The 24,012-nt window shown below is 59.3% G+C and carries 25 protein-coding genes; 9 read left to right on the forward strand and 16 right to left on the reverse strand.

Annotation, left to right across the window (positions count from 1 at the left end):
• Window positions 1-35: 35 nt before the first annotated feature.
• Window positions 36-1,052 carry a hypothetical protein gene (locus KYT87_RS21605; RefSeq protein WP_219990826.1) on the forward strand — a complete coding sequence of 339 codons (1,017 nt, stop codon included), beginning with the start codon at window positions 36-38 and terminating at the stop codon, window positions 1,050-1,052.
• Between the two features lie 169 nt (window positions 1,053-1,221).
• A complete protein-coding gene (locus KYT87_RS21610) occupies window positions 1,222-2,172 on the forward strand; it encodes an SAVED domain-containing protein (protein WP_255593411.1) in 951 nt (316 codons plus the stop codon).
• Between the two features lie 340 nt (window positions 2,173-2,512).
• Here the strand turns inward: KYT87_RS21610 and KYT87_RS21615 are convergent, their stop codons facing one another.
• The 11 genes from KYT87_RS21615 to KYT87_RS21665 all read right to left on the reverse strand — a co-directional run bounded on the left by KYT87_RS21615 (window position 2,513) and on the right by KYT87_RS21665 (window position 12,986).
• Complete coding sequence (locus KYT87_RS21615) at window positions 2,513-3,958, reverse strand: IS1182 family transposase (RefSeq protein ID WP_088590574.1); 1,446 nt, start codon at window positions 3,956-3,958, stop codon at window positions 2,513-2,515.
• Between the two features lie 148 nt (window positions 3,959-4,106).
• Entirely contained in the window at window positions 4,107-5,387 is a 1,281-nt protein-coding gene (locus tag KYT87_RS21620; RefSeq protein WP_088590564.1) for an arsenic transporter, read from the reverse strand.
• Window positions 5,388-5,450: 63 nt separating this feature from the next.
• Complete coding sequence (arsA, locus tag KYT87_RS21625) at window positions 5,451-7,235, reverse strand: arsenical pump-driving ATPase (RefSeq protein WP_088590563.1); 1,785 nt, start codon at window positions 7,233-7,235, stop codon at window positions 5,451-5,453.
• A gap of 10 nt (window positions 7,236-7,245) precedes the next feature.
• Window positions 7,246-7,605 (reverse strand): arsenite efflux transporter metallochaperone ArsD, encoded by a 360-nt coding sequence (gene arsD, locus KYT87_RS21630; protein ID WP_088590562.1) that lies wholly within the window; start codon window positions 7,603-7,605, stop codon window positions 7,246-7,248.
• A 78-nt stretch (window positions 7,606-7,683) separates the two neighbouring features.
• A complete protein-coding gene (locus KYT87_RS21635; protein ID WP_102773550.1) occupies window positions 7,684-8,190 on the reverse strand; it encodes an arsenate reductase ArsC in 507 nt (168 codons plus the stop codon).
• A gap of 12 nt (window positions 8,191-8,202) precedes the next feature.
• Entirely contained in the window at window positions 8,203-8,565 is a 363-nt protein-coding gene (locus KYT87_RS21640; protein ID WP_165867852.1) for a helix-turn-helix transcriptional regulator, read from the reverse strand.
• 61 nt (window positions 8,566-8,626) lie between these two features.
• Window positions 8,627-9,403 (reverse strand): phosphate ABC transporter ATP-binding protein PstB, encoded by a 777-nt coding sequence (gene pstB, locus KYT87_RS21645; RefSeq protein WP_191295212.1) that lies wholly within the window; start codon window positions 9,401-9,403, stop codon window positions 8,627-8,629.
• A 67-nt stretch (window positions 9,404-9,470) separates the two neighbouring features.
• Window positions 9,471-10,331, reverse strand: coding sequence for a phosphate ABC transporter permease PstA (gene pstA, locus KYT87_RS21650; RefSeq protein WP_088590559.1), 861 nt, complete (start codon window positions 10,329-10,331; stop codon window positions 9,471-9,473).
• Entirely contained in the window at window positions 10,328-11,317 is a 990-nt protein-coding gene (gene pstC, locus KYT87_RS21655; RefSeq protein ID WP_088590558.1) for a phosphate ABC transporter permease subunit PstC, read from the reverse strand. The genes pstA and pstC overlap by 4 nt, the downstream gene beginning before the upstream one ends.
• Before the next feature lie 96 nt (window positions 11,318-11,413).
• Window positions 11,414-12,436, reverse strand: coding sequence for a phosphate ABC transporter substrate-binding protein PstS (gene pstS, locus KYT87_RS21660; RefSeq protein WP_088590557.1), 1,023 nt, complete (start codon window positions 12,434-12,436; stop codon window positions 11,414-11,416).
• A 100-nt stretch (window positions 12,437-12,536) separates the two neighbouring features.
• Window positions 12,537-12,986, reverse strand: a complete 450-nt coding sequence (locus tag KYT87_RS21665) for a helix-turn-helix transcriptional regulator (RefSeq protein ID WP_219990828.1) — start codon at window positions 12,984-12,986, stop codon at window positions 12,537-12,539.
• A 111-nt stretch (window positions 12,987-13,097) separates the two neighbouring features.
• On the opposite strand from KYT87_RS21665, the gene KYT87_RS21670 reads away from it, so the two are divergent.
• The 6 genes from KYT87_RS21670 to KYT87_RS21695 all read left to right on the forward strand — a co-directional run bounded on the left by KYT87_RS21670 (window position 13,098) and on the right by KYT87_RS21695 (window position 17,575).
• A complete protein-coding gene (locus KYT87_RS21670) occupies window positions 13,098-13,421 on the forward strand; it encodes a helix-turn-helix transcriptional regulator (RefSeq protein WP_088590555.1) in 324 nt (107 codons plus the stop codon).
• Window positions 13,421-14,506, forward strand: coding sequence for an ArsO family NAD(P)H-dependent flavin-containing monooxygenase (locus tag KYT87_RS21675; RefSeq protein WP_088590554.1), 1,086 nt, complete (start codon window positions 13,421-13,423; stop codon window positions 14,504-14,506). Before KYT87_RS21670 ends, KYT87_RS21675 begins: the two co-directional genes overlap by 1 nt.
• Before the next feature lie 8 nt (window positions 14,507-14,514).
• Window positions 14,515-14,940: an arsenate reductase (glutaredoxin) gene (gene arsC / locus KYT87_RS21680; protein ID WP_088590553.1), complete on the forward strand. Its 426-nt coding sequence runs from the start codon at window positions 14,515-14,517 to the stop codon at window positions 14,938-14,940.
• A gap of 60 nt (window positions 14,941-15,000) precedes the next feature.
• Window positions 15,001-16,200, forward strand: coding sequence for an MFS transporter (locus tag KYT87_RS21685; RefSeq protein WP_205736601.1), 1,200 nt, complete (start codon window positions 15,001-15,003; stop codon window positions 16,198-16,200).
• A 10-nt stretch (window positions 16,201-16,210) separates the two neighbouring features.
• Entirely contained in the window at window positions 16,211-16,963 is a 753-nt protein-coding gene (gene arsH / locus KYT87_RS21690; RefSeq protein WP_088590551.1) for an arsenical resistance protein ArsH, read from the forward strand.
• Between the two features lie 192 nt (window positions 16,964-17,155).
• Window positions 17,156-17,575: a universal stress protein gene (locus KYT87_RS21695; protein ID WP_234818384.1), complete on the forward strand. Its 420-nt coding sequence runs from the start codon at window positions 17,156-17,158 to the stop codon at window positions 17,573-17,575.
• Between the two features lie 87 nt (window positions 17,576-17,662).
• On the opposite strand, the gene KYT87_RS21700 is transcribed toward KYT87_RS21695, so the two are convergent.
• The 5 genes from KYT87_RS21700 to KYT87_RS21720 all read right to left on the reverse strand — a co-directional run bounded on the left by KYT87_RS21700 (window position 17,663) and on the right by KYT87_RS21720 (window position 23,198).
• Window positions 17,663-18,940: an FAD-dependent oxidoreductase gene (locus KYT87_RS21700; protein WP_088590550.1), complete on the reverse strand. Its 1,278-nt coding sequence runs from the start codon at window positions 18,938-18,940 to the stop codon at window positions 17,663-17,665.
• Between the two features lie 105 nt (window positions 18,941-19,045).
• Complete coding sequence (locus KYT87_RS21705; RefSeq protein ID WP_088590549.1) at window positions 19,046-19,537, reverse strand: MarR family winged helix-turn-helix transcriptional regulator; 492 nt, start codon at window positions 19,535-19,537, stop codon at window positions 19,046-19,048.
• 33 nt (window positions 19,538-19,570) lie between these two features.
• A complete protein-coding gene (locus tag KYT87_RS21710) occupies window positions 19,571-20,899 on the reverse strand; it encodes a sigma-54 dependent transcriptional regulator (protein ID WP_118932908.1) in 1,329 nt (442 codons plus the stop codon).
• A gap of 17 nt (window positions 20,900-20,916) precedes the next feature.
• Window positions 20,917-22,371: a HAMP domain-containing sensor histidine kinase gene (locus KYT87_RS21715; protein ID WP_255593415.1), complete on the reverse strand. Its 1,455-nt coding sequence runs from the start codon at window positions 22,369-22,371 to the stop codon at window positions 20,917-20,919.
• Between the two features lie 59 nt (window positions 22,372-22,430).
• Window positions 22,431-23,198, reverse strand: coding sequence for a PhnD/SsuA/transferrin family substrate-binding protein (locus KYT87_RS21720; RefSeq protein ID WP_234818383.1), 768 nt, complete (start codon window positions 23,196-23,198; stop codon window positions 22,431-22,433).
• 282 nt (window positions 23,199-23,480) lie between these two features.
• Between KYT87_RS21720 and KYT87_RS21725 the strand changes: the two genes are divergently transcribed.
• Window positions 23,481-24,011 carry an arsenate reductase (azurin) small subunit gene (locus KYT87_RS21725; protein ID WP_088590545.1) on the forward strand — a complete coding sequence of 177 codons (531 nt, stop codon included), beginning with the start codon at window positions 23,481-23,483 and terminating at the stop codon, window positions 24,009-24,011.
• Window position 24,012: the final 1 nt, after the last annotated feature.

A 24,012-nucleotide genomic window follows, 5' to 3' on the forward strand; every position in this document is an offset into this window, starting at 1 on the left:
TTCTCTCAAGAGTTGAGGCCTCCACGAAACCCGGTGTGATTCAGTCCATTACCGCGCAATGGCCACATTCCAATCCTAGGGGCTATACCAAGTGGTTTCGTTCAAGGATGGCGATTAACTATCGTCAAATCAGAGCCGCCATGGCCCTAGAGGCCCAAGCCAACGTTGAAGAAATCCCGTCGTACGCAGTCAAGACTCCACTACAACAAGCGGTGCAGATTCTAAAGCGGCACCGCGATGTCATGTTCGCGGGAAGGCCTGAGCACAAGCCGATTTCGGTCATTATTACAACGCTGGCTGGCCTGTCCTACTTTGGCGAAAGAACTGCCGTAGAAGCCGTATTAGGAATTCTCCAAAGGATGGAGTCACACATTTCCTTTGATCCGGCGGGCAATGTGCGGATCTGCAATCCTACAGATCCGCAAGAAAATTTTGCTGATCGTTGGCAAAATGCGCCGGAGAAGCGCGCAAGCTTTTATGCCTGGCTTCGCAAAGTCCGCGAAGACATTTCCTTAATCGCCGCGCAGCAAAACCCTCAGAGAATTGTCGAGGCAGCTAGCCAGTCGTTCGGCGAACGTCAAGCCCGCGCCGCAAGCGGAGGGGCAGGCAGACGATCGACCAGTCTCGCAAGAATCTATGGTGCTGCCGTTAACCTTTTCGCCGCCGCTCACAAGCAGTCGGCACCGTGGCCCAAAGGACAGGTCGGAAGCGTGTCGATCTCTAAAGTCACATGGACGGGTCAAGGATTTTCCAGGCCCATGCGCTTGCATTCGAACGGCCAGCCGCTAGTCAAAGGGGCTTCCTTGAGTTTTCAAGTGACAACTGACATACCGCAACCATATGAAGTGTACTGGCAGGTCGTAAATACGGGGGCCGAAGCTACTGCTGCGGGAAAACTCCGAGGAGGATTCGACCAAGGCAAGGTGGAGCGCGGGGACATTACTCATAAAGAAGACGCCGCGTATGTTGGATCACACACCATAGAGTGTTTTATCGTCAAGAACCGCCATTTGGCAGCACGCAGCGGCGCTTTTGTCGTTAATGTTAAGTAGGTACCATGAGACAACTCATTCATAAATTCTTCAGTCGTCTCATTGACTACGTTTTCTATCGGCCGCGGACGTTTGGACCCAGGCTGGTTGGATTTGGGGTAGCCATAATTTTGGCGACAATTGGCGTGAGCTGGATCGCGAAGCTCTCGTATCGAAGCTCCGACGCGGAGTGGTCATTCGCTGTTTCAACGGGCGACAGCGTTTCTCAATTCTATCAAACTTCGCTTATTGTATTGGCGCCCTTCTCATCGCAATTGGACTAGTCGTTTACCTACTCGATTTTTGGCGCGAGTCGAGGAAGAACTCGCGTCAGATTGCCATTGTGGTTGAGCTCAGAGGACTCCATTTAAGTCCTGATACGCCAGCGAAAGATGCGGACCTTGGCCCGCTACCCAGCAATCGAAATTGGGTGTTGCTCGACTTCAGACCGAGTGCGGAAGGTGAACGAGTGAGTCCAAAACTTCTTCTTCAAAAGCTCTCGACACTTAGATCTTCAGTGGAAACGCTTTCCGCCGGTCGCGACAGTAGCGACGTTTCCGTTGCGGTAGGCGGCCTCGCAGCGGTCCCAGCATTATTTTTGGCCGGAATGCTGTTAGAGGATGAGTCTAGAATCGCGATTTACGACTGGGATCGAAATACTGGCCATTGGCGCGGAATTGATGGCCCGGACGACAGTCATCGAACGCTACCGTTAGATGTCAGCGAACTTACGTTGAATCAAGACGAAGTAGTTCTGGCGGTTTCGCTCTCTTATCCGGTGGACATACCTGCCGTAAGAAAAGCGTTCCCCGGTATTTCCGTTTCCCATCTGCAAGCGGTACTTTTACGCACAGATGTTTATTGGTCTGAAGAGAAGCAACGGGCAATCGCCGCGTCGTTCAGAGACGCGATCCAACAGTTGATGGAAAAGGGCATCAGGCGAATCCATCTCGTATTGGCTTCTCCTGCGAGCTTGGCAATTCGATTGGGTACGACTTACGACGAGCGCTTGATGCCGGAACTACTCGTGTACCAATACGAACGTACAGACCCCGTACCCTATCCATGGGCGGTGCGGATGCCAGATCATGGAAACGCGATCCCCGTTGCAATTTGCACGCTGACAGGAGCCCCCATTTAATTTGGAGCAACTAGGGCCCAACCATCCCGATGACTGTTACGGAGTTTATTTCCGACGGGAACTTCCTGCTGCATTTGCGCCACATGAAGGCTCTCTATGCCGAGCGTCGGGACCTGGTCGACGTATTCAGTCGATGGGGCCATGAGCCACTTTACGCCGACTGAGTGTCCGCAACGGGTCGAGGCTGTGTGGAAACGCATGCGATGCAGGAATATGCCGAGTGCTCGGGCTCAAGAGCTTCATTGCACGTGCAGCGTCATCCAGTCATATATTGATCGGCCCCCTCGTGCTTTTCTCGTGCCTAGTCGTAGCTGGGAGGCTCATCAGCGTTTAAAAAGGCTCATGCCCCCACCGATCTCATTGCTTTCATCGTTCCCGCGATACCCAAAACGCGCATTAGCCGCTTGAGGTTATAGGCAAGCACATACAGGCTCATCTCGGTACTCACATGCGCCAACGTCCGGGTCAGGAAGTGTGTTGAACCCATCCAGTGTTTCAGCGTGCCGAATACGTGCTCGACGGTGCGGCGCCGCAACGTCATCGCGTCGGGCTTACGATCAAGACGTTCCTGAACTCGCTCCAACACATCTTCATGCTCCCATCGGCGGATACGTCGATAGCTGCTGGTCGTGCACTGTTGTTTGAGCGGGCATCGGGGGCAAGCGCTGGGCCAGTAAATGTGCAGATCAAGTCCCTTCTCCACCGTAGCGAATCTATGGATCGCGCGCTCGCCTGCCGGGCACTGATATTCGTCGTCCTGCGCGATATATATGAAGTCGGTCTTGTCGAATCTCCCCTCCGCCTTGGCGTTCGATGTCATTGGCTTGGGTACAAATACCGCTATTCCAGCATCCTCGCAGGCCTTGATCTCTGGGCCATTGAAGTAGCCCCGATCCGCGAATGCTTGCAAGTTCTGGTGCCCCATTTCTTCACCGGCAGCACTCGCCATCTTGCTTAGCTGCGCACGATCGTTGCCTATGTTCGTCACCTCGTGCGCAACAATCATGTGGTGCTCTGCGTCAACAGCAGTCTGGACGTTGTAGCCGACCAGGCCTGACCCCGTGGCTTGGGACATCATTGAGCGCGCGTCGGGATCTGTGAGGGATATCTGTCCGTCGGGCAGGCTCTTTAACTGCTCCTTCATCCCGTCGAGTTGCTGCATCTGTTCGCGCAACTTTCGTATTTTCTCCCGTAGCCGATCGGTCTTGGCCTCGGCTTCCGCTGGCTGGGTGCGGTCGGCGGTCGCCAGTGCATCAAGGTAACGCTGAATGCTCTGTTCGATCTGTTCCTGGCGCCGGTCGATTTTGCCTGGAGTCACGTTGCGGTCGCGACTGTTGACTGCTTTAAACTTGATGCCGTCGATGGCAACCATGGCTTGCGAGAAGATCTTCAATTGCCTGCACATGGCGATAAAGCGTTTGCAGACATTGCGTATGCCGACGCCGTTGTTGCGGCGGAAGTCGGCGATAGTCTTGAAGTGTGGAGCCAGCCGGCCAATCAGCCACATCAACTCAATATTGCGTTGGGCTTCCCGCTCCAAACGACGACTGGACTGGATACGGTTAAGGTACCCGTAGATATAGAGCTTCAGCAGAACGGCGGGGTGATAGGCGGGCCGACCCGTAGCAGCAGGATCGACGCCACTAAAACCGAGCGACAGGAGATCAATCTCATCGACGAAGACATCGACAATCCGTATCGGATTGTCCTCGTCGATGTAGTCGTCCAGGCATTCTGGCAATAATGTGACCTGGGTTCGGACTTCGCCTTCGATGAATCGCTTCATCGCCATCTCGCTCAAACGGGTTGGCCAATTTTAATTAGTGAGAGCCGTGAAGAGTTTTCACACAGCCTCGGTCGGGAGCGAACGGCCGGTAAGGTCTGCGACCGACCAGAAGCGGTCTTCATCTGACATGCATGCACCCAGACTTTCTTTACCCTAGCCTTATTGCCAATACAGCCAGCGTCACCAGAAGCACCGGCAGCGTCAGCACAATGCCAACTTTGAAGTAATAGCCCCACGAGATCACGGTGCCTTTGCGTTCCAGCACATGCAGCCAAAGCAAAGTCGCCAGGCTCCCGATCGGGGTGATCTTCGGCCCCAGATCGCTCCCGATCACATTGGCGTAGACCATCGCTTCCCTGACAACGCCACTGGCCTGGCTGGCATCAATCGACAAGGCGCCTACCAGCACGGTCGGCATGTTATTCATGATGGACGACAGGAATGCCGCCACCAGGCCCGTACCGATCGTGGCAGTCCAGATCCCCTGCTCCGCGAACCCGCTCAGCAGATCAGCCAGATATTGGGTCAGCCCGGCGTTGCGCAGGCCGTAAACGACCAGGTACATCCCCAACGAGAAGATAACGATCTGCCACGGGGCTTCGCGTATGACCTTGCGGGTGCTAATGATATGGCCACGGCCCGCAACCAGCAGAAGGATTGCCGCGCCGGCGGCCGCCACGGCGCTAACTGGCACGCCCAGTGGCTCCAGGCCGAAAAAACCGATCAGCAGTAACACCAGCACGACCCAGCCGGCGCGAAAGGTACCCGCGTCGCGGATGGCAGCCACGGGCTGCTTGAGCTGGCCAGCGTCGTACCGCGCGGGAATGCTTTTGCGAAAATACAGCATCAGCACCGCCAAGGTCGCTGCCACCGCAACGAAATTGACAGGCACCATCACCGCGGCATAACGGTTGAAGCCGATGTCGAAGAAGTCGGCGGAAACGATATTCACCAGATTGGACACAATCAACGGCAAGCTGGCGGTATCCGCGATGAAGCCTGCCGCCATCACGAAGGCCAAGGTGGCGGCGGGGCTGAAGCCCAGCGCCAGCAACATGGCCATGACGATGGGAGTCAGGATCAGCGCGGCGCCGTCGTTCGCAAAGAGCGCAGCGACCGCCGCGCCCAGCAAGACGATCAGCGCGAACAACGCCCGGCCGCTACCTTTGCCCCATCGTGCCACATGCAACGCAGCCCATTCAAAAAAGCCCGCCTCGTCCAGCAACAGGCTGATGATGATGACGGCAATAAAGGTGGCGGTGGCGTTCCAGACAATATTCCACACCACCGGGATGTCGCCGATGTGCACCACGCCGGCGATAAGCGCAACGACCGCGCCCAAACTGGCGCTCCACCCGATCCCCAGGCCACGGGGCTGCCAGATCACGAGCACGAGCGTTAGAACAAAAATTGCTATTGCAGCAAACATTGGGCGAACTCTTTTTATTTGTGGATTGAAGGTTGAAGCGATAAAGGGTCAATACGTGGGTAACTACGCAAGGCTTGGCGCGGCGTCATGATGGTGGCTGGCCAATTGCCGCAGGCGCTCGATGCCGACGGGTTCGGTCTTCAGCAATGGCACGACGGCGTATCGCTTCGCGTGTTGCTTGGCGATGCCGTCCATTTCGCGCAGTTCATTGAAGGCGCGTTGGCGTAGCAAGGCCGATGTCGGCCCCGCCGCGGCGATGCTGCTATTGACCAGCCAGGCCCAGGGCTCGATGCCGGCGCGGCGCAGGTCTTCCTGAAGATTGGCGGCTTCCAGCACGGGCGTGGTCTCCGCCAGGGTGACCAGCAACACCTTGGTCTGCGTGGGGTCCTGCAATTGCATCATCGGCGTGGTGTAGTGGACATTGCTGCCCGACATCTGGCGGGCGATGTCCCGGTGATAGGCGCCGGTTGCATCCAGCAGCAGCAAGGTGTGGCCGGTGGGCGCGGTATCCATGATGACGAACTTGGTGCCGGCCTCGCGCACGATGCGGGAAAACGCGCCGAACACGGCAATTTCCTCGGTGCATGGCGAACGCAAATCCTCTTCCAGCAAGGCCTTGCCGTGCGCGTCCAGCTTGGCGCCTTTGGTCGCCAATACGTGCTGCTGGTAGCGCTCGGTTTCGACTCGCGGGTCAATGCGGCTGACCGTCAGATTGGGTAGCGTGCCTTCCAGCGTGCGTGCCAGATGCGCCGCGGGATCCGACGTGGTCAGGTGCACCGCCAGGCCGCGTTCCGCAAGGTTGACCGCGATCGCCGCGGCCAGCGTGGTTTTGCCCACGCCGCCCTTGCCCATCACCATGACCAGGCCGTGCCCGTCGGCGGCAATGCCATCAACCAGCGATGCCAGATCAGGGGCTTCGATCTTGGGAACGTCAACACGGTTCGGCTCGTCGGCATCAAGCGCGGCGTCGGTGAGCAGGTGGCGCAAGGCTTCCAGCCCAACGACGTTGAAGGCTTTCAAGGTGACCTGGTCCTTGGGCAAGGCCACAAGCGGTGCGGGCATGGCTTCGATGGCTGCCTGCTCTCGGGCATAGACGGCCGCGGCCAGATCGTCATGCTGGACGGCCGCGGCAGGCAGGACACCATTAATGACCAGGTGCTGCTGCAACAGCCCGATGCCCGCCAACTCCAGGCTGGTCCGCGCGGCCTCTTCCAGCGTGGCCCGCTGCGCGCGCGCGACCAGCACCAGGCGCGTGCGTTGCGGGTCCGCCAACGCCGCGACCGCTTCGCGGTACTGGGAACGTTGCTTTTCCAGGCCGGCCAGCGGCCCCAGGCATGACGCATCGCCTTGGCCAGCGTCCAGAAAGCTGCTCCAGGCTCCCGGCAACTGCAGCAGGCGGATGGTATGCCCGGTGGGCGCCGTGTCGAAAATGACGTGATCGAAGTCCGACGTCAGGCTTGAGTCCGTCAGCAAAGAGGTGAACTCGTCAAACGCCGCAATCTCCGTGGTGCAGGCGCCCGACAAGGATTCTTCAATGCCCCGCACCACATCGTCGGGCAAGACGCCGCGCACCGGGTTCACGATTCGGTCCCGGTACTGTTGGGCCGCGCCTTGCGGGTCAATTTCCAGCGCCGACAGGTTGCGCACGGCGGCAATCGCGGTGATGTGGTTGCCGATGTCAACGCCGAATACCTGGCCCACGTTCGATGCGGGATCGGTGCTGACCAACAGCACTCGCCTGCCCTGCTCCGCCAGCAAGACGGCCGCCGCGCAAGCCAGCGAGGTCTTGCCGACCCCGCCTTTGCCGGTAAAGAAGAAAAACCGGGGAGCTGCATTTAGAAAGTTCATGGCCGTCCCCTTAGCAGGTGCGATTGCCGCCGCAACAACCCGACTGCGGTTTGGCGTCGGCGGGGGCTTCGATACCTGTCCATCGCACGAGTTCCTCGCGCGTGGGGTATCTGCCGGCCAACGCAATCTCGTTATCAACCAAGGTCAAAGGAAGCGCTTCGGCGCCTGAACGCGTCAGAAACGCGCTGACCACCGCGTTCTGCGCGAACTCCAGCGGTTGTTGGGCCAGGTTCACCCGCTCGATGTTTGCGCCTTGCCGCTTCGCCCAATCGATATCGGCCGCGCTCGTTACCAAGGCCTGATCCACGTCCACGCCACACACGCCTGTGCTGCAGCACAGGGCCGGGTCAAATATCTGTATGGTTTTCATTTTGACGCTCCAAGAATTTTCGAAATGTCCGTCAAAAAAAATGGCCCATGGACAGGCGGCATGAGCATTAGCCCGGCATTACTCGGCCGGCTTGCTTTCACCAATCTGCTTCAACTCGCGATGGATCGCTGCCTTATCCAGGGCCGCGATGGGCAGGTTGGCAAAAATATTGATGCGGGCGGAGATCTGCCGAAAGATTTTTTCGAAGACGCGGCGCTTCACTTCATCGGTGCCCTCGGCGGCGGCGGGATCTTCGAAGCCCCAATGGGCAGAGATCGGCTGGCCTGGCCAGACCGGGCAGACTTCGCCGGCGGCGTTGTCGCACACGGTGATGATGAAATCCATCTGGGGTGCGTCCGGCGCGGCGAATTCGTCCCAGCTTTTGCTGCGCAGTTGGTCCGTCGGGTAGTTCAGCACTTGAATCCGCTCGATCGCGAACGGATTCACGGTGCCACCCGGATAGCTGCCCGCGCTGTACGCATGGAAGCGGCCCTTCCCCAGCGTATTGAGCAAGGCTTCCGCCATGATGCTGCGCGCCGAATTGCCGGTGCACAAAAATAGAACGTTATAGACTTTCTCGGTCATGATGCGGACTCTTCAAGAGAGGTTGTTCACGCGCCGCGCGCGAGCGGCTGCAGGTGGGTCACAAGCGGTGACGCTTGTCGGGGCACAAGGTTGGCCGCCGCAGCAGTTATCAGTCAGGTAGGCCAACAGTTCCGCCATCGACTCGAATCGAGCTTCATAGATGACAAACCTTCCTTCCTGCCGCGACGTCAACAAGCCGGCATGCACCAGCTCTTTCAAGTGAAAAGAAAGCGATGAGGGGGGGATGCCCGTCTTTTCGGACAGTTGGCCGGCAGGCAGACCTTCCGGCCCCGCCTGGACCAGCAGGCGGTAGACGGCAAGGCGCGATTCATGCCCGATCGCGGCGAGGGCTTTGACAGCATCTTTCATTTCCATTGTTCGACTGTAGTGGAATAGTAGAAAGCTGTAAACCCTAATGTAGGGTCGCGGGTGATGGCTAGCCGAAGCGGCCGGTGATGTAGTCGGAAGTCTGTTCACGCTTCGGTTTGGTGAACAGGTCGTCGGTCCGGCCCATCTCGACCAGTTCGCCGGCGCACATGAACCCGGTGTAGTCAGAGCAACGCGCAGCCTGTTGCATGTTGTGCGTCACGATCAGGACGGTGTAGTCCTTCTTCAGCTCGGCAATCAGCTGTTCGATCTTTGCGGTGGAGATCGGGTCCAGTGCGGAAGTCGGTTCATCCAGCAGCAACACGTCGGGGCTCAGGGCAATTGCGCGGGCGATGCATAGCCGCTGTTGCTGGCCGCCCGACAGCCCCAGCGCGTTCTGCTCCAGCTTGTCCTTGACCTCGTCCCAGAGCGCGGCGTTGCGCAAGGCCGCTTCCACCCTGACGTCCATCTCGGCCTTGGGCAAGCGGTCGTAGTGCCGGATTGCGTAGGCGACGTTGTCATAGATCGACATCGGAAACGGGACCGGTTTCTGGAACACCATCCCCACCTTGCTACGCAAGCGGTTGATCGAATACTCGGGGTCCAGAATGTTTTGGTTGTCGAGCAAAACCTCGCCGCGCGCTTCCAACCCTGGATAAATCGCGTAGATACGATTGAAGATACGCAAAAGGGTCGACTTGCCGCAACCGGACGGGCCGATCAGCGCGGTAACGCGATTGGAAGCCAGTTCGATATTGACGTTGTTCAGCGCCTGGACACCCTTGTAATAGAAGCACAGGTCGCGAGTCACCACTTTAGGCTGCGTCGCGGTGGCCGGATTGTCCAGGGAGGCGCTGCGGGCCGCAATGGCCCCGGCCGCCGAGGAGTTCAATACCGATGACGGGAAAGCAAATTCAGTCATGATTCACCTTGTTGCGTGACAAGATAGCGCGGGATAGCAGGCTCAGGAGGAGCACGAACATCGTGACGACGAAGGCACCAGCCCAGGCCAACGCATGCCAGCTTTCGTAGGGGCTCATTGCATATTGGAAAATGACGGCGGGCACGCTGGCCATCGGCGCGCTCAGGTCCGCGTTCCAGTATTGGTTGTTCAACGCCGTGAAAAGCAAGGGCGCGGTTTCACCACTGATGCGCGCCAGGGCCAACAGCACGCCGGTTGTGATGCCCGGCAACGCCGCCCGGAACAAGACCTGAACCGTCACTTTCCATTGGGGCACCCCCAATGCCAGCGCAGCCTCGCGCATTTGGCTGGGCACCAGTTGCAGCATTTCGTCGGTGGTACGGACCACAACCGGCAGAACGATGAATGCCAACGCGATGGCGCCCGCCCAGCCGGAGAAATGCCCCGTTTGCCGGACGACCAGTTCGTAGACGAACAGGCCCAACACGATGGAAGGCGCAGAAAGCAGGATGTCGTTCACGAAGCGGATCACCGCGCCGATCCGATGGCGGTTCACGTATTCCGCCAGGTACGTTCCGGCGGCAATCCCGATGGGGGTTCCGAGCAGAATTGCGACCACACTCATCAACAGGCTGCCAAACAAGGCGTTTGCCAAGCCCCCATCGGCGCCAGGCGGCGGCGTCATCTTGAAGATCAGGTCCCACTTGAGCGCGGCGAAGCCCTTGGTTGCCGTGGTCCACAGGATCCAGATCAACCAAAACAGCCCAAACAGGGTCGCAGCCATCGACAGCGCTACCGACACCAGATTTCGCGCGGTACGCATGCGTTGCAGACGCAGGCCTTGCGGGGTCATAGCCTTCCCTCCTGACGGTTGAGGCGGTTGAGCATCAGTTTGGCAATGGCCAGCACAACGAAAGTCACGACAAACAGCAGGAAGCCCAGGGCGATCAACGACGACAGGTAAATGTCCGAGTCGGCTTCGGTGAACTCGTTAGCGATGGTGGCCGCAATGGAATTGCCCGGCTCCAGCAACGAGGGCGTCAGCCGGTGCGCGTTACCCAATACAAAGGTCACCGCCATGGTTTCGCCCAACGCCCTGCCCAGCCCCAGGAATACGCCGCCGATCACCGCCGAGCGCGTGTGTGGCAAGACGATGTTCCAGACGACTTCCCAGGTGGTGGAACCCAGGGCGTAGGCGGACTCTTTCAATGGGCGAGGCACCGTCAGGAACACTTCCCGCATGACGGATGTGATGAACGGCACCACCATGATGGCCAGCACGATGCCGGCCGTCAGCATGCCCATGCCCAGGGGTGGACCGGAAAAAAGCACGCCGATGAAGGGCAGCGTGCCGATGTGTTCGTCAAGCCACGGATTGACGTATTCAGCCATCACCGGCACGAAGACGAAGAGGCCCCACATGCCGTAGATGATGGACGGGATGCCCGCCAGCAGTTCGATCGCCGACGCTACCGGCTGGCGCAGCCACTTGGGCGCGACTTCAGTCAGGTAATACGCAATACCGAAGCTGACCGGTACCGCGATCAGCATCGCAATGAACGCCGTCACCAAGGTTCCGTAGATCGGCACCAACGCGCCAAACTTGTGATTGACCGCATCCCAATCACTGGACCAGAGAAATTCGAACCCAAAGGTGCTGAAGGCGAGCCTGCCTCCCCACAGCATGGATAGCGCGGCCCCGCTCAGCGACACCAATACAAAAATGCCGGCTACGGCAACAATGCGGCGAAAGACCTTGTCCGAAGACGCATCGCGGCGCGATCGCGACTCTTCGGCCTGGAAATCCAGCGCGGGGTTAAGACCCGGATTATTCGACATTTACGTCAACCTGTAAGAACGCAGCCAATTGGCCGTCGGTCTCGCCCGGCGGCGCCGATCCTGCAGGCGCCGCCGGGCGAGACCGACTCCCTGGGATCAACGCTTGATCTGCGCGGCCCAGTAGCCTTCGATCTGGGCAACCAGTTCCTTGGGCAGCGGCACGTAGTCCAATGCCTCGGCTTCGTGCTGGCCGTTTTCCAGGGCCCACTTGAAGAAGTCCAGCGTGGCGGCCGTACGCGCTGCGTCCTTGGGCTGCTTGTACATCATGACAAACACCGTTGCCGCGATGGGCCAGGCGTCGTCACCCGGCGCGTTGGTGATCACCAGATGGAAATCCTGCGAGTTCTTCCAGTCGGCGTGCGCGGCAGCGGATTGGAACGTCTTGTCGCTGGGCACGACAAACTTGCCGTCCGAGTTCTTGACGGCCGCGTAAGACATCTTGTTTTGCAGCGCGTACGCGAGTTCAACGTAACCGATCGAATTCTTGATCTGCTTCACGTACGCGGCGACGCCTTCGTTGCCCTTGCCGCCCACACCAACGGGCCACCGCACGGACGTGCCCTCACCCACCTTGGTCTGCCATTCCGGGCTGATCTTGGACAGGTAGTTGACCCAATTGAAGGTCGTGCCCGAGCCGTCCGAACGATGCACCACCGTGATCTTCGCGTCGGGCAGCTTCACGCCAGGGTTCAGGTCGGCGATTGCCTTGTCATTCCATTTTTCGATCTTGCCCAGATAGATATCAGCGAGCAAGGGACCGGTGAAGCGCAGCTTGCCCGGCTCGATGCCGGCGATGTTTACGACGGGAACCACGCCGCCGATAACCACCGGGAACTGGCCCAAGCCCGCCTCAGCGAGTTCCTTGGGGGGCAAGGGCTTGTCAGACGCGCCGAAGTCGACCGTACCAGCCTTGATCTGCGCGATACCGCCGCCCGAACCGATCGATTGGTAGTTGATCTTGTTGCCCGTCTTGGTGTTGTAAGTGTCGGACCACTTCGACAGGATCGGGTACACGAACGTCGATCCGGCGCCGGTGATATCCGCGGCCTGAGCTGAAACCATGCCGAGTGCGAAGGAAATGCCCAATCCGGCAGCGTATCTTTTGGCCTGTGCAAACATGCTTATTCTCCACTTGAGGGTGCATTGAGGAAGTCCGTTTGACTCCCTGGTCACAACACATCTGTCTGTCGTGATTTATGGAAATAATGAATCAAATTCATTAACGGTTTATGACAGTCTCCAATTCCTGCCTGTCCTGTCCCGACGTGCCAATGACAAGCTCGGCGTCGTCAGGCAAGCAGCCGCACGCATGTGTCGCGCAGCAGTCTTCCAGGATGAATTCAAGTAGCCCGTAGATGCCTCCGAGCCGCGCACGATAGCGAACGCCCTCGCCTGTTCTACTGCCGACGATCAAGCCTGCTCTCGCAAGCCCGGCCAAGTGTTGCGACACCGTGCTGCGCGGCCCGCCGACGACGGCAGCTATCTGCGCCGCATCCATTCCGCGCGGCTCCTGACGTATCAACATCCGGAAAATGGCCAAGCGCGTCGAGTGGCTCAGCGCAGTGAACACCGAGACAGCTTCCGCTGCATTCGCTGCCGAGGCGATTGGAGAGGCGAGCGCTGAGACCATGGCTTGCGGGCGCCCTGAGGGCCAATCGAGGGTTTCCATATAAAGTCCATATGTCTTGATTTATCGACATATTGTGCTTGTCATATGACGATTCGATGACAGTCTAAATTTATCTTCTCAACACTTCAATTATTGTTGTAGTATTGACGAATGAATAAAACCTCGGCCGTAAGCGTTTTTGAATCTCTTGCCTCCGGCGTTCGCCTGGACATCTTTCGTCTTCTCGTGCGCGCCGCCCCAGTCGGCTGCGTCGCGGGGCAGATCGCGGCGGAATTGAACCTGCCGCCCACTAACCTGTCGTTTCATCTAAAGGCACTGACGCAATCAGGTCTACTCACCGTCGAGCAAGAGGGGCGGTACATGCGCTACCGCGCGAATATCGATTTGATGAACGAGTTGGTGAGCTATCTCACCGCGGAATGCTGCAGCGGCATTCCAGCGCCCACTTCCCCTGAAAATCTGAGGGACGCCTGATGTCTGAGATCGCTCCTGACCGCCATGCGGATGTGGTCATTATTGGGGGTGGCCAGAGTGCCCTCGCCGTTGCCTACTTCCTCAGGCGTACCGCTTTGAAGGTAATTCTTCTGGACGCTGGCGTGGGTCCGGGCGGTGCATGGCGGCATGGATGGGAATCGTTGCACCTGTTCTCACCCGCACAGTGGAGCTCCCTGCCCGGCTGGCCTATGCCCCCGACACAAGGTTACCCGGCGCGAGATCAGGTTATTGAATACCTCGCGCGCTATGAACAACGGTACGGCTTCACGGTGGAGCGGCCTGTAGCAGTTGCGTCCATCAGCAAGCGGGAGTCAGGATTTTTCGTCGAAACTGACAAGGGCGCTTGGCATGCCAAGGCCGTGATCAGCGCCACAGGCACCTGGAGCGCTCCATTCATCCCTCCGTACGACGACCGGGACATCTTTCGTGGCGAACAGGTCCACTCCGCGCACTACCAATCGCCAGCCCCCTACGCGGGCAAGCGCGTGTTGGTCGTTGGCGGCGGTAATTCCGGAGCACAGATCCTTGCAGAACTTTCCGAGGTCGCCCAAACCACGTGGGTGACGTCCACCGAACCGCTGTTCCTGCCGGATGACGTTGATGGACGGGTTCTATTTGAACGCGCTACCGCGCGTTGGCAGGCGATGCAGTCGGGCGAGCAACCCGAAGACCTTCCAGGCGGATTTGGTGATGTGGTCATGGTCCCACCCGTGCGCAAGGCGCGTGAGCGCGGAGTACTGCAATCGGTTCGCCCATTCTCGCGCTTTACGCGCGATGGCGTCGTGTGGGCCGACGGTTCTTCTTCAGTGGTCGACGCTGTCGTGTGGTGCACCGGATTCCGGCCTGCATTGGCACATCTTGCCGCACTAGGCATCATCGACCCCGATGGCAAAGTTCGAGTTTCTGGCACGCAGGTTGCCGATGTTCCAGGCCTGTGGCTCGTCGGTTATGGCGAATGGACGGGTTTTGCGTCCGCTACCCTCATTGGCGTCATGCGAACCGCCAAATCCACTGCGGCCGAAGTGGCCGCTTTTGTTGAAAACGCATTTTCCCTCACCTCCTGATCACACATATGAGCACCGTTACCATCTACCACAATCCCCAATGCGGAACCTCCCGGAACACGCTAGCGCTGATACGCAACGCGGGGATCGAACCGCAAGTTATCGAATATCTACAAACGCCGCCGGATCGCGCCACCCTCGTTGATCTGATCGCCCAAGCAGGTTTGACCGTTCGTGACGCTATTCGCCAGAAGGGGACGCCGTATCTCGAGCTTGGGCTGGACGACGCATCCTTAAGCGATGATGCGTTGATCGACGCCATGCTGGCGCATCCCATTCTGATCAACCGCCCGTTTGTCGTGACTCCTTCGGGTGTTCGCCTGTGCCGGCCTTCCGAGGAGGTATTGGACATCCTCGAGGCTCCCCAGCGCGGCCCGTTCACCAAAGAAGATGGCGAAGTGGTCATCGACGACAGCGGAAAGCGCGTGCGCTAAACCATGCCAAGTCCTTCGACAGCCGCGGACACTGTGCATCCATCCGACAAGGCGCACGGATTGGTCACAGCATTGGGGATAGGACAGATCTGTTCCTGGGGATCGCTCTACTATAGCTTTCCGTTGATTGCCGAGGCGATGGGCAAAGAGCTTGGCTGGAGCAAACCCGACCTATACGGCGCTGCCACGCTCGGGCTGATCCTCGCCGCGCTGGCCGCATATCCGGTGGGTGTTGCGGTTGATCGTGGACACGGTCGTTGGGTAATGGGCCTTTCCTCACTGCTCGCGGGAGGGTTGCTGTTGCTTTGGTCTCAAGTGACGTCCCTGCCGGCTTTCTACGTCCTTGTCGCAGCCCTGGGCGCGTTGCAAGCAGCCACGCTTTACGAGCCGGCCTTCGCCGTGATCGCGCGCCGCGTGGGTCCGGGTCATTCACGGGCGGGCATTACCGCTCTGACGCTATGGGGTGGCTTTGCCAGTACTGTCTTTATCCCGCTGGTGCAATGGCTGTTGAATCAATGGGGCTGGCGTGAAGCATTGATCGCACTAGCTGCGGTCAACGCAATCATCTGCACCGGCGCCTACCTGCTCTTTATTCAGCCTGCCCGAGATGCCAGGCCGACCGACAACGTCAATCCAGGTGAACAGCGCGAAAGAAATCGCGTAGCTGTTCAGGAAGCGCTGCGTCGGCCTGTTTTCTGGGCGCTGCTGTTGTCGCTGACAGCATACGCGGCCATGTTCTCTGCCTTTACGTTCCATATGTACCCCTTGCTGCGCGAGCGAGGCATCGACACCGCTTCGGTTGTTCAAGCCATCGCTTTGATCGGCCCCGCCCAAGTGGCGGGCCGAATCGTCGTGAGCATTTTCGCGGCACGCGCCTCCATGCGAATGGTGGGTACAGCGGTGGTGACGGTCTTCCCGCTCGCCTTTGGCGCCCTCGCCTACTTGCACACGGACTTCATTGTCGTCGCGGCAATCTGCGTGGTTTACGGCGGAGCCAACGGCATATTCACGATCGTTCGTGGCATGGTTGTGCCTGAAATGTTGAGCCGACATGCCTACGGAGCCATCAACGGGCTCCTGACCGTGCCGATGACATTTGCGCGCGCCGCCGCCCCGGTGGGCGCCGCGGCCCTTTGGGCCATTGGTTCCTCCTACGACGGAGTGCTTGTCTCAATCTTGGTGGTGGCGTTATTACTGGCCGCAAGCTTCTGGCTGGCAGCGTGGCTCAGCCGCCCAAAACTACAATTTTTGCCCGAGTGAGTGTATTGCAATGACGACGTATTCTTCACCCTCTGACCTCGATCTTCCGAGCCTGGATGACTCTTTGCTGGACGTCCCCACGCACGACAAGCTGTCGCTGACGGCCGGCGCGACGCATCCGCCCCGCATACTGCTGCTGTACGGTTCCCTGCGTGAACGCTCGTACAGTCGGTTGCTCACTGAAGAGGCGGCGCGAATTTTGACGCGGCTCGGCGCCGAGACCCGGATTTTCGATCCGAGCGGCTTGCCTTTGCCCGATAGTGTTCCCGCGGACCATCCAAAAGTGGCTGAATTGCGTGCACTATCCCTGTGGTCCGAGGGGCAGGTATGGTGCAGCCCCGAGCGGCACGGCACGCTTACGGGTGTGTTCAAGAGTCAGATCGACTGGTTGCCGCTGGAGACGGGTAGTGTGCGGCCGACACAGGGCCGCACGCTTGCGGTTATGCAGGTTTCGGGCGGGTCCCAATCCTTCAACGCGGTAAACGCCTTGCGCGTGCTGGGCCGCTGGATGCGCATGGTAACCATCCCGAACCAGTCCTCAGTCGCCAAGGCGTTTCAGGAGTTTGACGAAGCCGGCCGCATGAAGCCTTCGCCCTACTACGACCGGGTGGTGGATGTCATGGAAGAACTCTATAAATTCACACTGCTGGTGCGGGACCGAAGTGACTATCTCACGGACCGATATAGCGAGCGCAAGGGCATGGCCGCGGAGATCGCACGCCTGGCTCGTGAAGCGATGACGCATGAGACGGAGACCCAATAAGGTTTACGCCCTCCTCTCCTTATCTTCATCAACTTGACGAACGGATTTTATTTCCATATACCTGGACATACGGAATAGCTTCCGTTCTTTTCAAGAAATGCGGGTGGGATCGGACCGGTTATCCTGCCTATCGACGTTCCGATCAGCCTGAGGGACGCTGGCGAATCACGTTGCCTGGCCTCATGGGTGAAGATGATGTTTACGCGCATTCTGGTGGATTTCGACCTCGCACACCTGAGTCGGCCATCGTTGGTGGCGCTCTTGGACTTGGCACAAGCCAACCATGCTGCATTGACGTTCCTCGCAGTGCGCCCAAAGCTGGATGAGCTTTTGAGCGAATCCGAGGAGTCATTCCTCGCTGATGTGCATAAGCAGATTGGGACCGAGTGGGCTACGCTCTTGTCCGCAGCTCGAGAACGCGAATTGCAGCCGCGTCTTCATATCCTTGCGGGCGATTCTATTGAGTCTCTTTTGGCATTCGGGCGTGAGATGGACGCCGACCTAATCGTCGCAGGCAAGTCGCACTGCGGCGGCCTCAAGAACGCCATTCTGGGAGTCCCGTGCAAAGAGCTTTTAGGGCGCGCAGATGTGGCCATCCTGATCCTTCCTTAAAACCTCCTCGTCGACGTGGACCGTTTTCATCGGCAGCGGGGTCGCAGATTGAACCTCCGCCTGCGCCCCTCCGATGACAATTGCAGATTAGGTGCAGCACTTTGCTTCAGCGCTTGCACGACGAACTTGCGTGTTGCACACACCGGTCTCAGGAAGCACAAGCTCCACTCGTTTTGCAGCTTCCAAGTCGCCGGCTAGTGCGGCCACAACAGATCGGACCTGTTCATAGCCTGTCAGCATTAGAAACGTAGGCGCACGCCCATAGCTTTTCATTCCAACGACGAACACCCCCTCGTCGGGATGTCCCAGTTCCGAGGCGCCATGGGGCCGAACTGTCCCGCAACTATGCACATTCGGGTCGATCATTGGAGCCAAGCGGATAGGGCTTTGCGTTGCAGGATCTAGTTCGAGCCTAAGCTCCGCCATCAAGCGAAGGTCGGGACGAAATCCCGTTGCGACGACAATCTCGTCGACGGGGGCAAGCGCCTTGACGCCACTGTGAACCGTCAAGCCCTCGTCGGAATCGCTCACGCGGTCAACGTCGACGCCGGTGAAAAGCACTATCCTTCCCTCGTCCAGAAGCTGTTTGACTGTCGTTCCCAACCTGCCGCGCTCCTCAAGCTGGTCATTTTCTCCGCCTCCGAAAAGCCGATCGGTTGAAGCCCCGCGGATCGCCCAATAAACCCGTGTACCAGGTTCGATGCTGGCCAGTTCCACCAGGTCCTGAAGCGCATTGAAGGCGGAATGGCCCCCGCCAATCACCAACACTCGACGATTGGCGTATCGCTGCCGGGCGTCTCCCAGAATGTCGGGAATGCCATAGGCGATCTGGGCCGCGAACCGCTCTTCTCCCAAGGCCGGGATGCCGTGCGCGCCCATCCAGTTTGGTGTGTTGTAGGTACCAGAGGCATCGATAACGGCCCGCGCCAGGACATCCCGCTCGCCGTGGGGTCCGCTGACTCTCAGCAGGAAAGGTGCGACAGCCCGATCATGGCTCCTCATGACATCGTGCCCGACGCGGCTGACAGCCAACACCCGGTGATGGGTTCTCAGGCAGCGATTGATCAACTGCACTTCCGACAAGGGCTGCAAATACTGCGTCAGCAATTCGTGTCCGGTGGGATAAGCGTCACTGGGCGGGGCAACCCACCCCGACTGCGCGAGCAACTCGCCAGCTTTCTTATCGATGTTGTAGCCCCACGGAGAGAACATCCGTACATGTCTCCACCGGCTCAAACTTGCCCCAGCCTGGTCTCCTGCTTCAAATACGACGAAGGGTATGCCTCTGTCCAGCAGATGAGCGGCGGCGCTCAGCCCGACGGGGCCGGCTCCGATGATTGCGACGGGGTGGTCATTGATGCGCATTCCAGGTACCTCTCTTCATGGGGTTGGGACACGGCCGAAGCCGTATTTAATTGGTACTAGCAACTATTTGCTTAAAAAAAAGCCGCAATTTCTACGGCTTGGACTCTACGGCTCAAACTCCACGGCACACGTCGAGGCGACGCCACAACGTGCTTGTGCGGCGCGCGTCAACTGCCGCAGCAGATCAAGCGATGCCTCCAGGACCTCGGGCTTCATGTGTTCGATCATGGCAAATTCTTCGGCAACCAGATCCGCCCGAATGGTCTGATACAGCTTGCGCCCCGCCGCGGTCGGCTCAAGCTGCACCGCCCGGCGGTCGGCGGCATCTTCGATCCTTGTGACGTAGCCCTTGCGTTCCAGCGAATCAACAATTCGGCTGGCCGTGCTCTTGTCCAGGAACATCACCTGCGCAAGCGCCTGCAACCGCAGCGGCCCTTGCTTGACCAGGGTTTCCAAGGCATAGCACTGCGCCACGGACACGTCATAGCAACAAATGCGATCGCGATCGCGGAACTGATGGACCCTGATCAGCTGGTTCACCGCTTCATAGAGCGCTTCGGCGTCCCGACTGGCCAGACGTGTTCTTGTTGAATTCATTCTTGGTGGCCAAATTAGTTGTTGATACCAACGTTATTCGCTTCGGCGCTTCAGGTCAATACCGTAGCGCTTCATTTTTTGCCATAGGTTCTTCCTGGATATGCTCAAGACGTCGGCCGTTTCTTGAATGCGGCCGCCGTGCCGGCGCAACACCTCTTCGATGTACAGCCGCTCACAGACCTGTTGGTAGGCGTTGAGCGTGGCCTCTTCCCCAACTTGCGGCTCATCGTGAAAATGGTCGCCGTCCGGACCTTCAGGAAAGATGTCCCCCGGCAACAAGACGCTGGACTGACTGACCAGACAGGCGCGTTCGATCCGGTTATGCAATTCGCGGATATTGCCCGGCCAGGGGTACGCCTGCATCTTGGCCAGCGACAACGGGTGCAGGGTTTTTGCAGGCTCTCCCAGGCGCTCGGCGATGCTGGTGGCAAACCGTTTGGCCAGCCAGAGGATGTCTTCAGGCCGATCGCGCAGCGGCTTCACCTCAAGGGTGACGGTGTTGATCCGGTAGTAAAGGTCTTCCCTGAACAACTTGGCGCTGACCATCTCGGCCAGGTTTCGGTTGGTGGCGCAGACCAGGTCGAACTTGGTGTGGGTGTCGTGCTCGGCACCCAGTCGGCGGACACGCTTTTCCTGTATCGCCCGCAACAGCGCGCCTTGCAGCGCCGGCGATAGCTCTCCGACTTCATCCAGGAACAGCGTGCCGCCGTCAGCTTGTTCGAAGTAACCCTTGCGCAGCTTGTCCGCACCGGTATAAGCCCCCTTTTCATAGCCGAAGAATTCCGCTTCGGCGATGGTGGAGGCAATGGCGCCGCAGTTCACGGCTACGAACGGCCGCGCGGTAAGGTCCGGCCCCGCCTGGCTGTGGATCAGTCGTGCCAATACCTCTTTGCCAACCCCTGACTCTCCAACCAACAGGACGGCCGACGCACGGCCCGCCAGCCGGGGCACCATGCGGCGTAGATTCTGGGCCGCCTGCGACACCCCTAGTTCCGTATCGCTTTCCGGCGAGGCCTGCGCCGGGACAACATCGCGCACGGTCTGGATCAGCGTCGCGATGTCAAAAGGCTTGGTCACGTAGTCCTTGACGCCGAGCTTCAGCAAATCCACGGCCCTTTCCACCGTGGCATAGGCCGTCATCAGGATGAACGGTGGCAACGTACCGCCCTGCGCCACCAACTGTAGATAAAGTTCGTCGCCATCCAAGTCTGGCAGGCGGACATCGCTGATCACCACGCCATAGGCATTGGCGTGGATGGCATCCCTTGCCTCATACGCCTTGGAAAACCAGTCGGCACGGATTCCCTCCAGACGAAACCTTTCCACAATGGATTCGCCCATGATGGCGTCGTCTTCGATCAAACAGACATATGGCTGTATCACGGCGTCAGCTCCAAGTTCGTTTTTTCAATGGGTGCGCCGCAAGGCAGTGTGATGGTGAAGGCGGTATAGCCTTCTTCGCTTATCACTTCGATCGTGCCTTGCAATTGCGTGACGATTTGGTAAGTCACCCACAGGCCCAGTCCGCGGGAGCGGCCCTCTGCCCGCCCCGCTCCCCGGGCATCTACCCGGTAAGGCTCAAACAAATGGGGCAGCACATCGTGTGGAATGTGCTGCCCGGAATTTGCTATTTCTACTGAAAGGCGGTCGGCGGTTCCGGTCACGGTGCAGCTGACGCTCCCGCCGCGCTCCACGGCGTTCTTTGCGTTGATGAGCAGGTTCAAGACCATCTGGCGCACCAGATGCGCGGGCAGCGGCAATTCGTCCCGGGTGGTGACGTCCCACAGCAGCGTGGCGTTCTTCTCTGACAATTCGGGCTCGATCAAGAGGCGCAGGTCCTGCCAATCCGTTGTGTGCATGAAGGACGAATCCAGGCGTGCTTCCACCAGCAAGGCGCCGACGGTACGTCGAATCTGCATCAAGCCCCGTCGCGTCAGGCCGACTGTTCTTTGGGTTAATTCATCGTAGGAACCGTGCTTTTCCAAGGTATCCAACGCGTTGAGCATGCCGCCAAGCGGGTTATTGATCTCGTGCGCGACCCCGGCAGCCACTCGGCCTACCGCTGCCAGCCGTTCGGCGGCAATGATTTCCTGTTCAAGCGCTTCCTGTCGTTCCAGTTGCGTCAGCATGGATGCAAAGCTGCGCCCCAACACCGCGATTTCGTCGCTTCCTTCCTTGCGCAAGGAAAGTCCGATGTTGGCCGCCGGTTCGCGCCCGACACGCTGAGTCGCCTGGGCCAAAGACAGCAGCGGCCGTGCGATGCGGTTTCCCCATAACCAGCCCAGCGCCAGTAGCAACAGCAGCCCGGGAATGCTGACCAGCAGCACCTGGCTGACCAGGTCGTACAGGCGCTGGCGCCAGATGCTAGCGTCGTAAGACGCCAGCACGTATCCAGCCAATCCCGCATCTTCCGACACAACTGCGGCGCCGGCGACTGCCAACGTGGCGTCCAGGCTATCGGGGGTATTGAATACAAAGGTGCGCGGATCGTCACGCAGGGTTTGCGCCGCAGCAGCCAGCTCGGCGGGCAAACCGGCGCCGGGCGTCAGCACCGGATAGCGATGCGGATCGGATGACGCATACACATGCAAGCCGGGGTCCAGCACAATGATCGACCGCAAGCCTGGGGCGCCATCTCCTGCCGTGAGCGGTATGCGCAACGCCTCGTAGACCCGCCACAGATCGTCACGCATCAAGGGTTCGCGCACCGACAAGGATAAAACCTGCGTTAACGCCATCGCGCTTTGCCGCGTGTCTCGCAGCATGCCGACGTAAGCGGTTCGCATCAGCGTCGCGGTAACCACCAGTTCCGTTACCACGATCGCGGCGGCCAAGGCCAACGGCACCTTGTAGCGATAGCTGATTCTGGACCAGGGGTTCCAACGGGCCGACTTCATGCAGAATCTCGTGCCGGGTTTTCGCCCGCTGACGTGCGCACCAACCCACGGATGCCGTCGTACAGGCTATCGGGCCCCTCAACAAACCGATCGAGGAATAGGCGCTTGAGTATCAAGCGGCCATCCGAACGCGCGTGCATCTGGAGCAAAGCATCGCGCAGCGCAAGCGCGGTGTCGTCGGCAACATGCTCGCCGACCACGACGGGCGGAAACCCATATTCCGGGGATCGCCATGCGACGCGGGTGCCGGCGGCGCGCGCGCCATGTTGCGACGCAATGCTGTCCCAGACGTATCCATCGACCGCCCCGCCGCTGGCCAGCCCCGCCGCGACCGCCTCCACAACTTTGCTGTGCGCAAAGGTGAAGAAAGCCTTGCTGAAAAACCGTAGCGGGTCCTGATGCTCGGCAAGCAGTTCCGTCCGAGGCACCAGAAAGCCGGAATTAGAAAGTGGGTCGCTGTAGGCGAAGACCCGTTCGCGCAAGTCTGCAATTCCTGCCGTGCTTCGGTCCTCCTTGGGCACGATCAGGTACGACCGGTACTGCGGTTTGCCTTGGTACTGCGGCACCACCAGCAGCTTGAGCTTGTCGGCGTTCAAGACGTAAGGGTAGCCACAGATCCATGCCGCGTCGATCTGGCCGCGCAACAGCAGGTCCACGATTTCCCCGTAGCTGCGTCGTTGGACGAACTGAATGTCCTGCTTAAGCGCTGCTTGAAGATCGGCCCGCCAGATATCCAGCAGTTGGAGCTGGTCGTCCAGGAACACCGCGGTCGTGCCTAACCTAAGCGGCGCGGACGCCGCTGCGTTGCGCGGCAAGGTACAGGCCGCGATAGACGCTACGCCGGCCGCGAGAAAGCTGCGGCGGTTACCGAACGGTAACGCCAGCCCCTGTTGGGGCGCCTGGACGTTACCTCTCCGGCATCGCGTTGTGCCCATGGTCTTGGTCTCCTCCTGTGTAGGGCAATGCCAGAGACACTTGGCATGCCCTTTGCTTATCGCTCTACAGAGTACTGAAGCCGTCATTTCGTTTCAATAGGAAATATCGACATGTCAGAGCCACAAATCCTTACCCGGCGCGGATTCCTCAAGTTGAGCGGAACGGGCGGTGCTGTTGCTGCCGCAACACTCATCCCGATCATGCCCGCCCAAGCCCAACCGGCCACGGCGCCGCACACCGGAACCACGCTGCCCTACCCCGTGAAGTCCATCGCCGTCGCGCAGAAGCTCACGGCCGACACGCCCCTGCAGTTCGCCTATCCCGACGCTGCCTCGCCGTGTACCGCTGTGAAGCTCGGGCATCCCGTTCCCGGCGGCGTTGGCCCTGACCACGACATCGTCGCGTACAGCACGATGTGCACGCATATGGGCTGCCCCACAGTTTTCGACAACAAAACAAAAACGTTCAAGTGCCCGTGCCACTTCAGCGAGTTTGACGCCGAGAAGGCAGGCCAGATGATCTGCGGGCAAGCCACCGAAAACCTCCCACGGATTCTGCTGCGCTATGACGCCAGTTCGGACGGGATATCCGCGGTTGGGGTCGAAGGCTTGATCTACGGCCGCCAGGCCAACATTCTGTAAG

The sequence above is a fragment of the Achromobacter sp. ES-001 genome (assembly GCF_019448355.1).
GTDB classification, from domain to species: Bacteria; Pseudomonadota; Gammaproteobacteria; order Burkholderiales; family Burkholderiaceae_B; genus Achromobacter; species Achromobacter spanius_B.

Coding starts and splice junctions, on each gene's coding strand:
- KYT87_RS21615 (WP_088590574.1), bottom strand. CDS start 3,958: ATGAAGCGATTCATCGAAGGCGAAGTCCGAACCCAGGTCACATTATTG.
- KYT87_RS21620 (WP_088590564.1), bottom strand. CDS start 5,387: ATGTTTGCTGCAATAGCAATTTTTGTTCTAACGCTCGTGCTCGTGATC.
- arsA (WP_088590563.1), bottom strand. CDS start 7,235: ATGAACTTTCTAAATGCAGCTCCCCGGTTTTTCTTCTTTACCGGCAAA.
- arsD (WP_088590562.1), bottom strand. CDS start 7,605: ATGAAAACCATACAGATATTTGACCCGGCCCTGTGCTGCAGCACAGGC.
- KYT87_RS21635 (WP_102773550.1), bottom strand. CDS start 8,190: ATGACCGAGAAAGTCTATAACGTTCTATTTTTGTGCACCGGCAATTCG.
- KYT87_RS21640 (WP_165867852.1), bottom strand. CDS start 8,565: ATGGAAATGAAAGATGCTGTCAAAGCCCTCGCCGCGATCGGGCATGAA.
- pstA (WP_088590559.1), bottom strand. CDS start 10,331: ATGACCCCGCAAGGCCTGCGTCTGCAACGCATGCGTACCGCGCGAAAT.
- pstC (WP_088590558.1), bottom strand. CDS start 11,317: ATGTCGAATAATCCGGGTCTTAACCCCGCGCTGGATTTCCAGGCCGAA.
- pstS (WP_088590557.1), bottom strand. CDS start 12,436: ATGTTTGCACAGGCCAAAAGATACGCTGCCGGATTGGGCATTTCCTTC.
- KYT87_RS21665 (WP_219990828.1), bottom strand. CDS start 12,986: ATGGAAACCCTCGATTGGCCCTCAGGGCGCCCGCAAGCCATGGTCTCA.
- KYT87_RS21670 (WP_088590555.1), top strand. CDS start 13,098: ATGAATAAAACCTCGGCCGTAAGCGTTTTTGAATCTCTTGCCTCCGGC.
- KYT87_RS21675 (WP_088590554.1), top strand. CDS start 13,421: ATGTCTGAGATCGCTCCTGACCGCCATGCGGATGTGGTCATTATTGGG.
- arsC (WP_088590553.1), top strand. CDS start 14,515: ATGAGCACCGTTACCATCTACCACAATCCCCAATGCGGAACCTCCCGG.
- arsH (WP_088590551.1), top strand. CDS start 16,211: ATGACGACGTATTCTTCACCCTCTGACCTCGATCTTCCGAGCCTGGAT.
- KYT87_RS21695 (WP_234818384.1), top strand. CDS start 17,156: ATGATGTTTACGCGCATTCTGGTGGATTTCGACCTCGCACACCTGAGT.
- KYT87_RS21700 (WP_088590550.1), bottom strand. CDS start 18,940: ATGCGCATCAATGACCACCCCGTCGCAATCATCGGAGCCGGCCCCGTC.
- KYT87_RS21705 (WP_088590549.1), bottom strand. CDS start 19,537: ATGAATTCAACAAGAACACGTCTGGCCAGTCGGGACGCCGAAGCGCTC.
- KYT87_RS21725 (WP_088590545.1), top strand. CDS start 23,481: ATGTCAGAGCCACAAATCCTTACCCGGCGCGGATTCCTCAAGTTGAGC.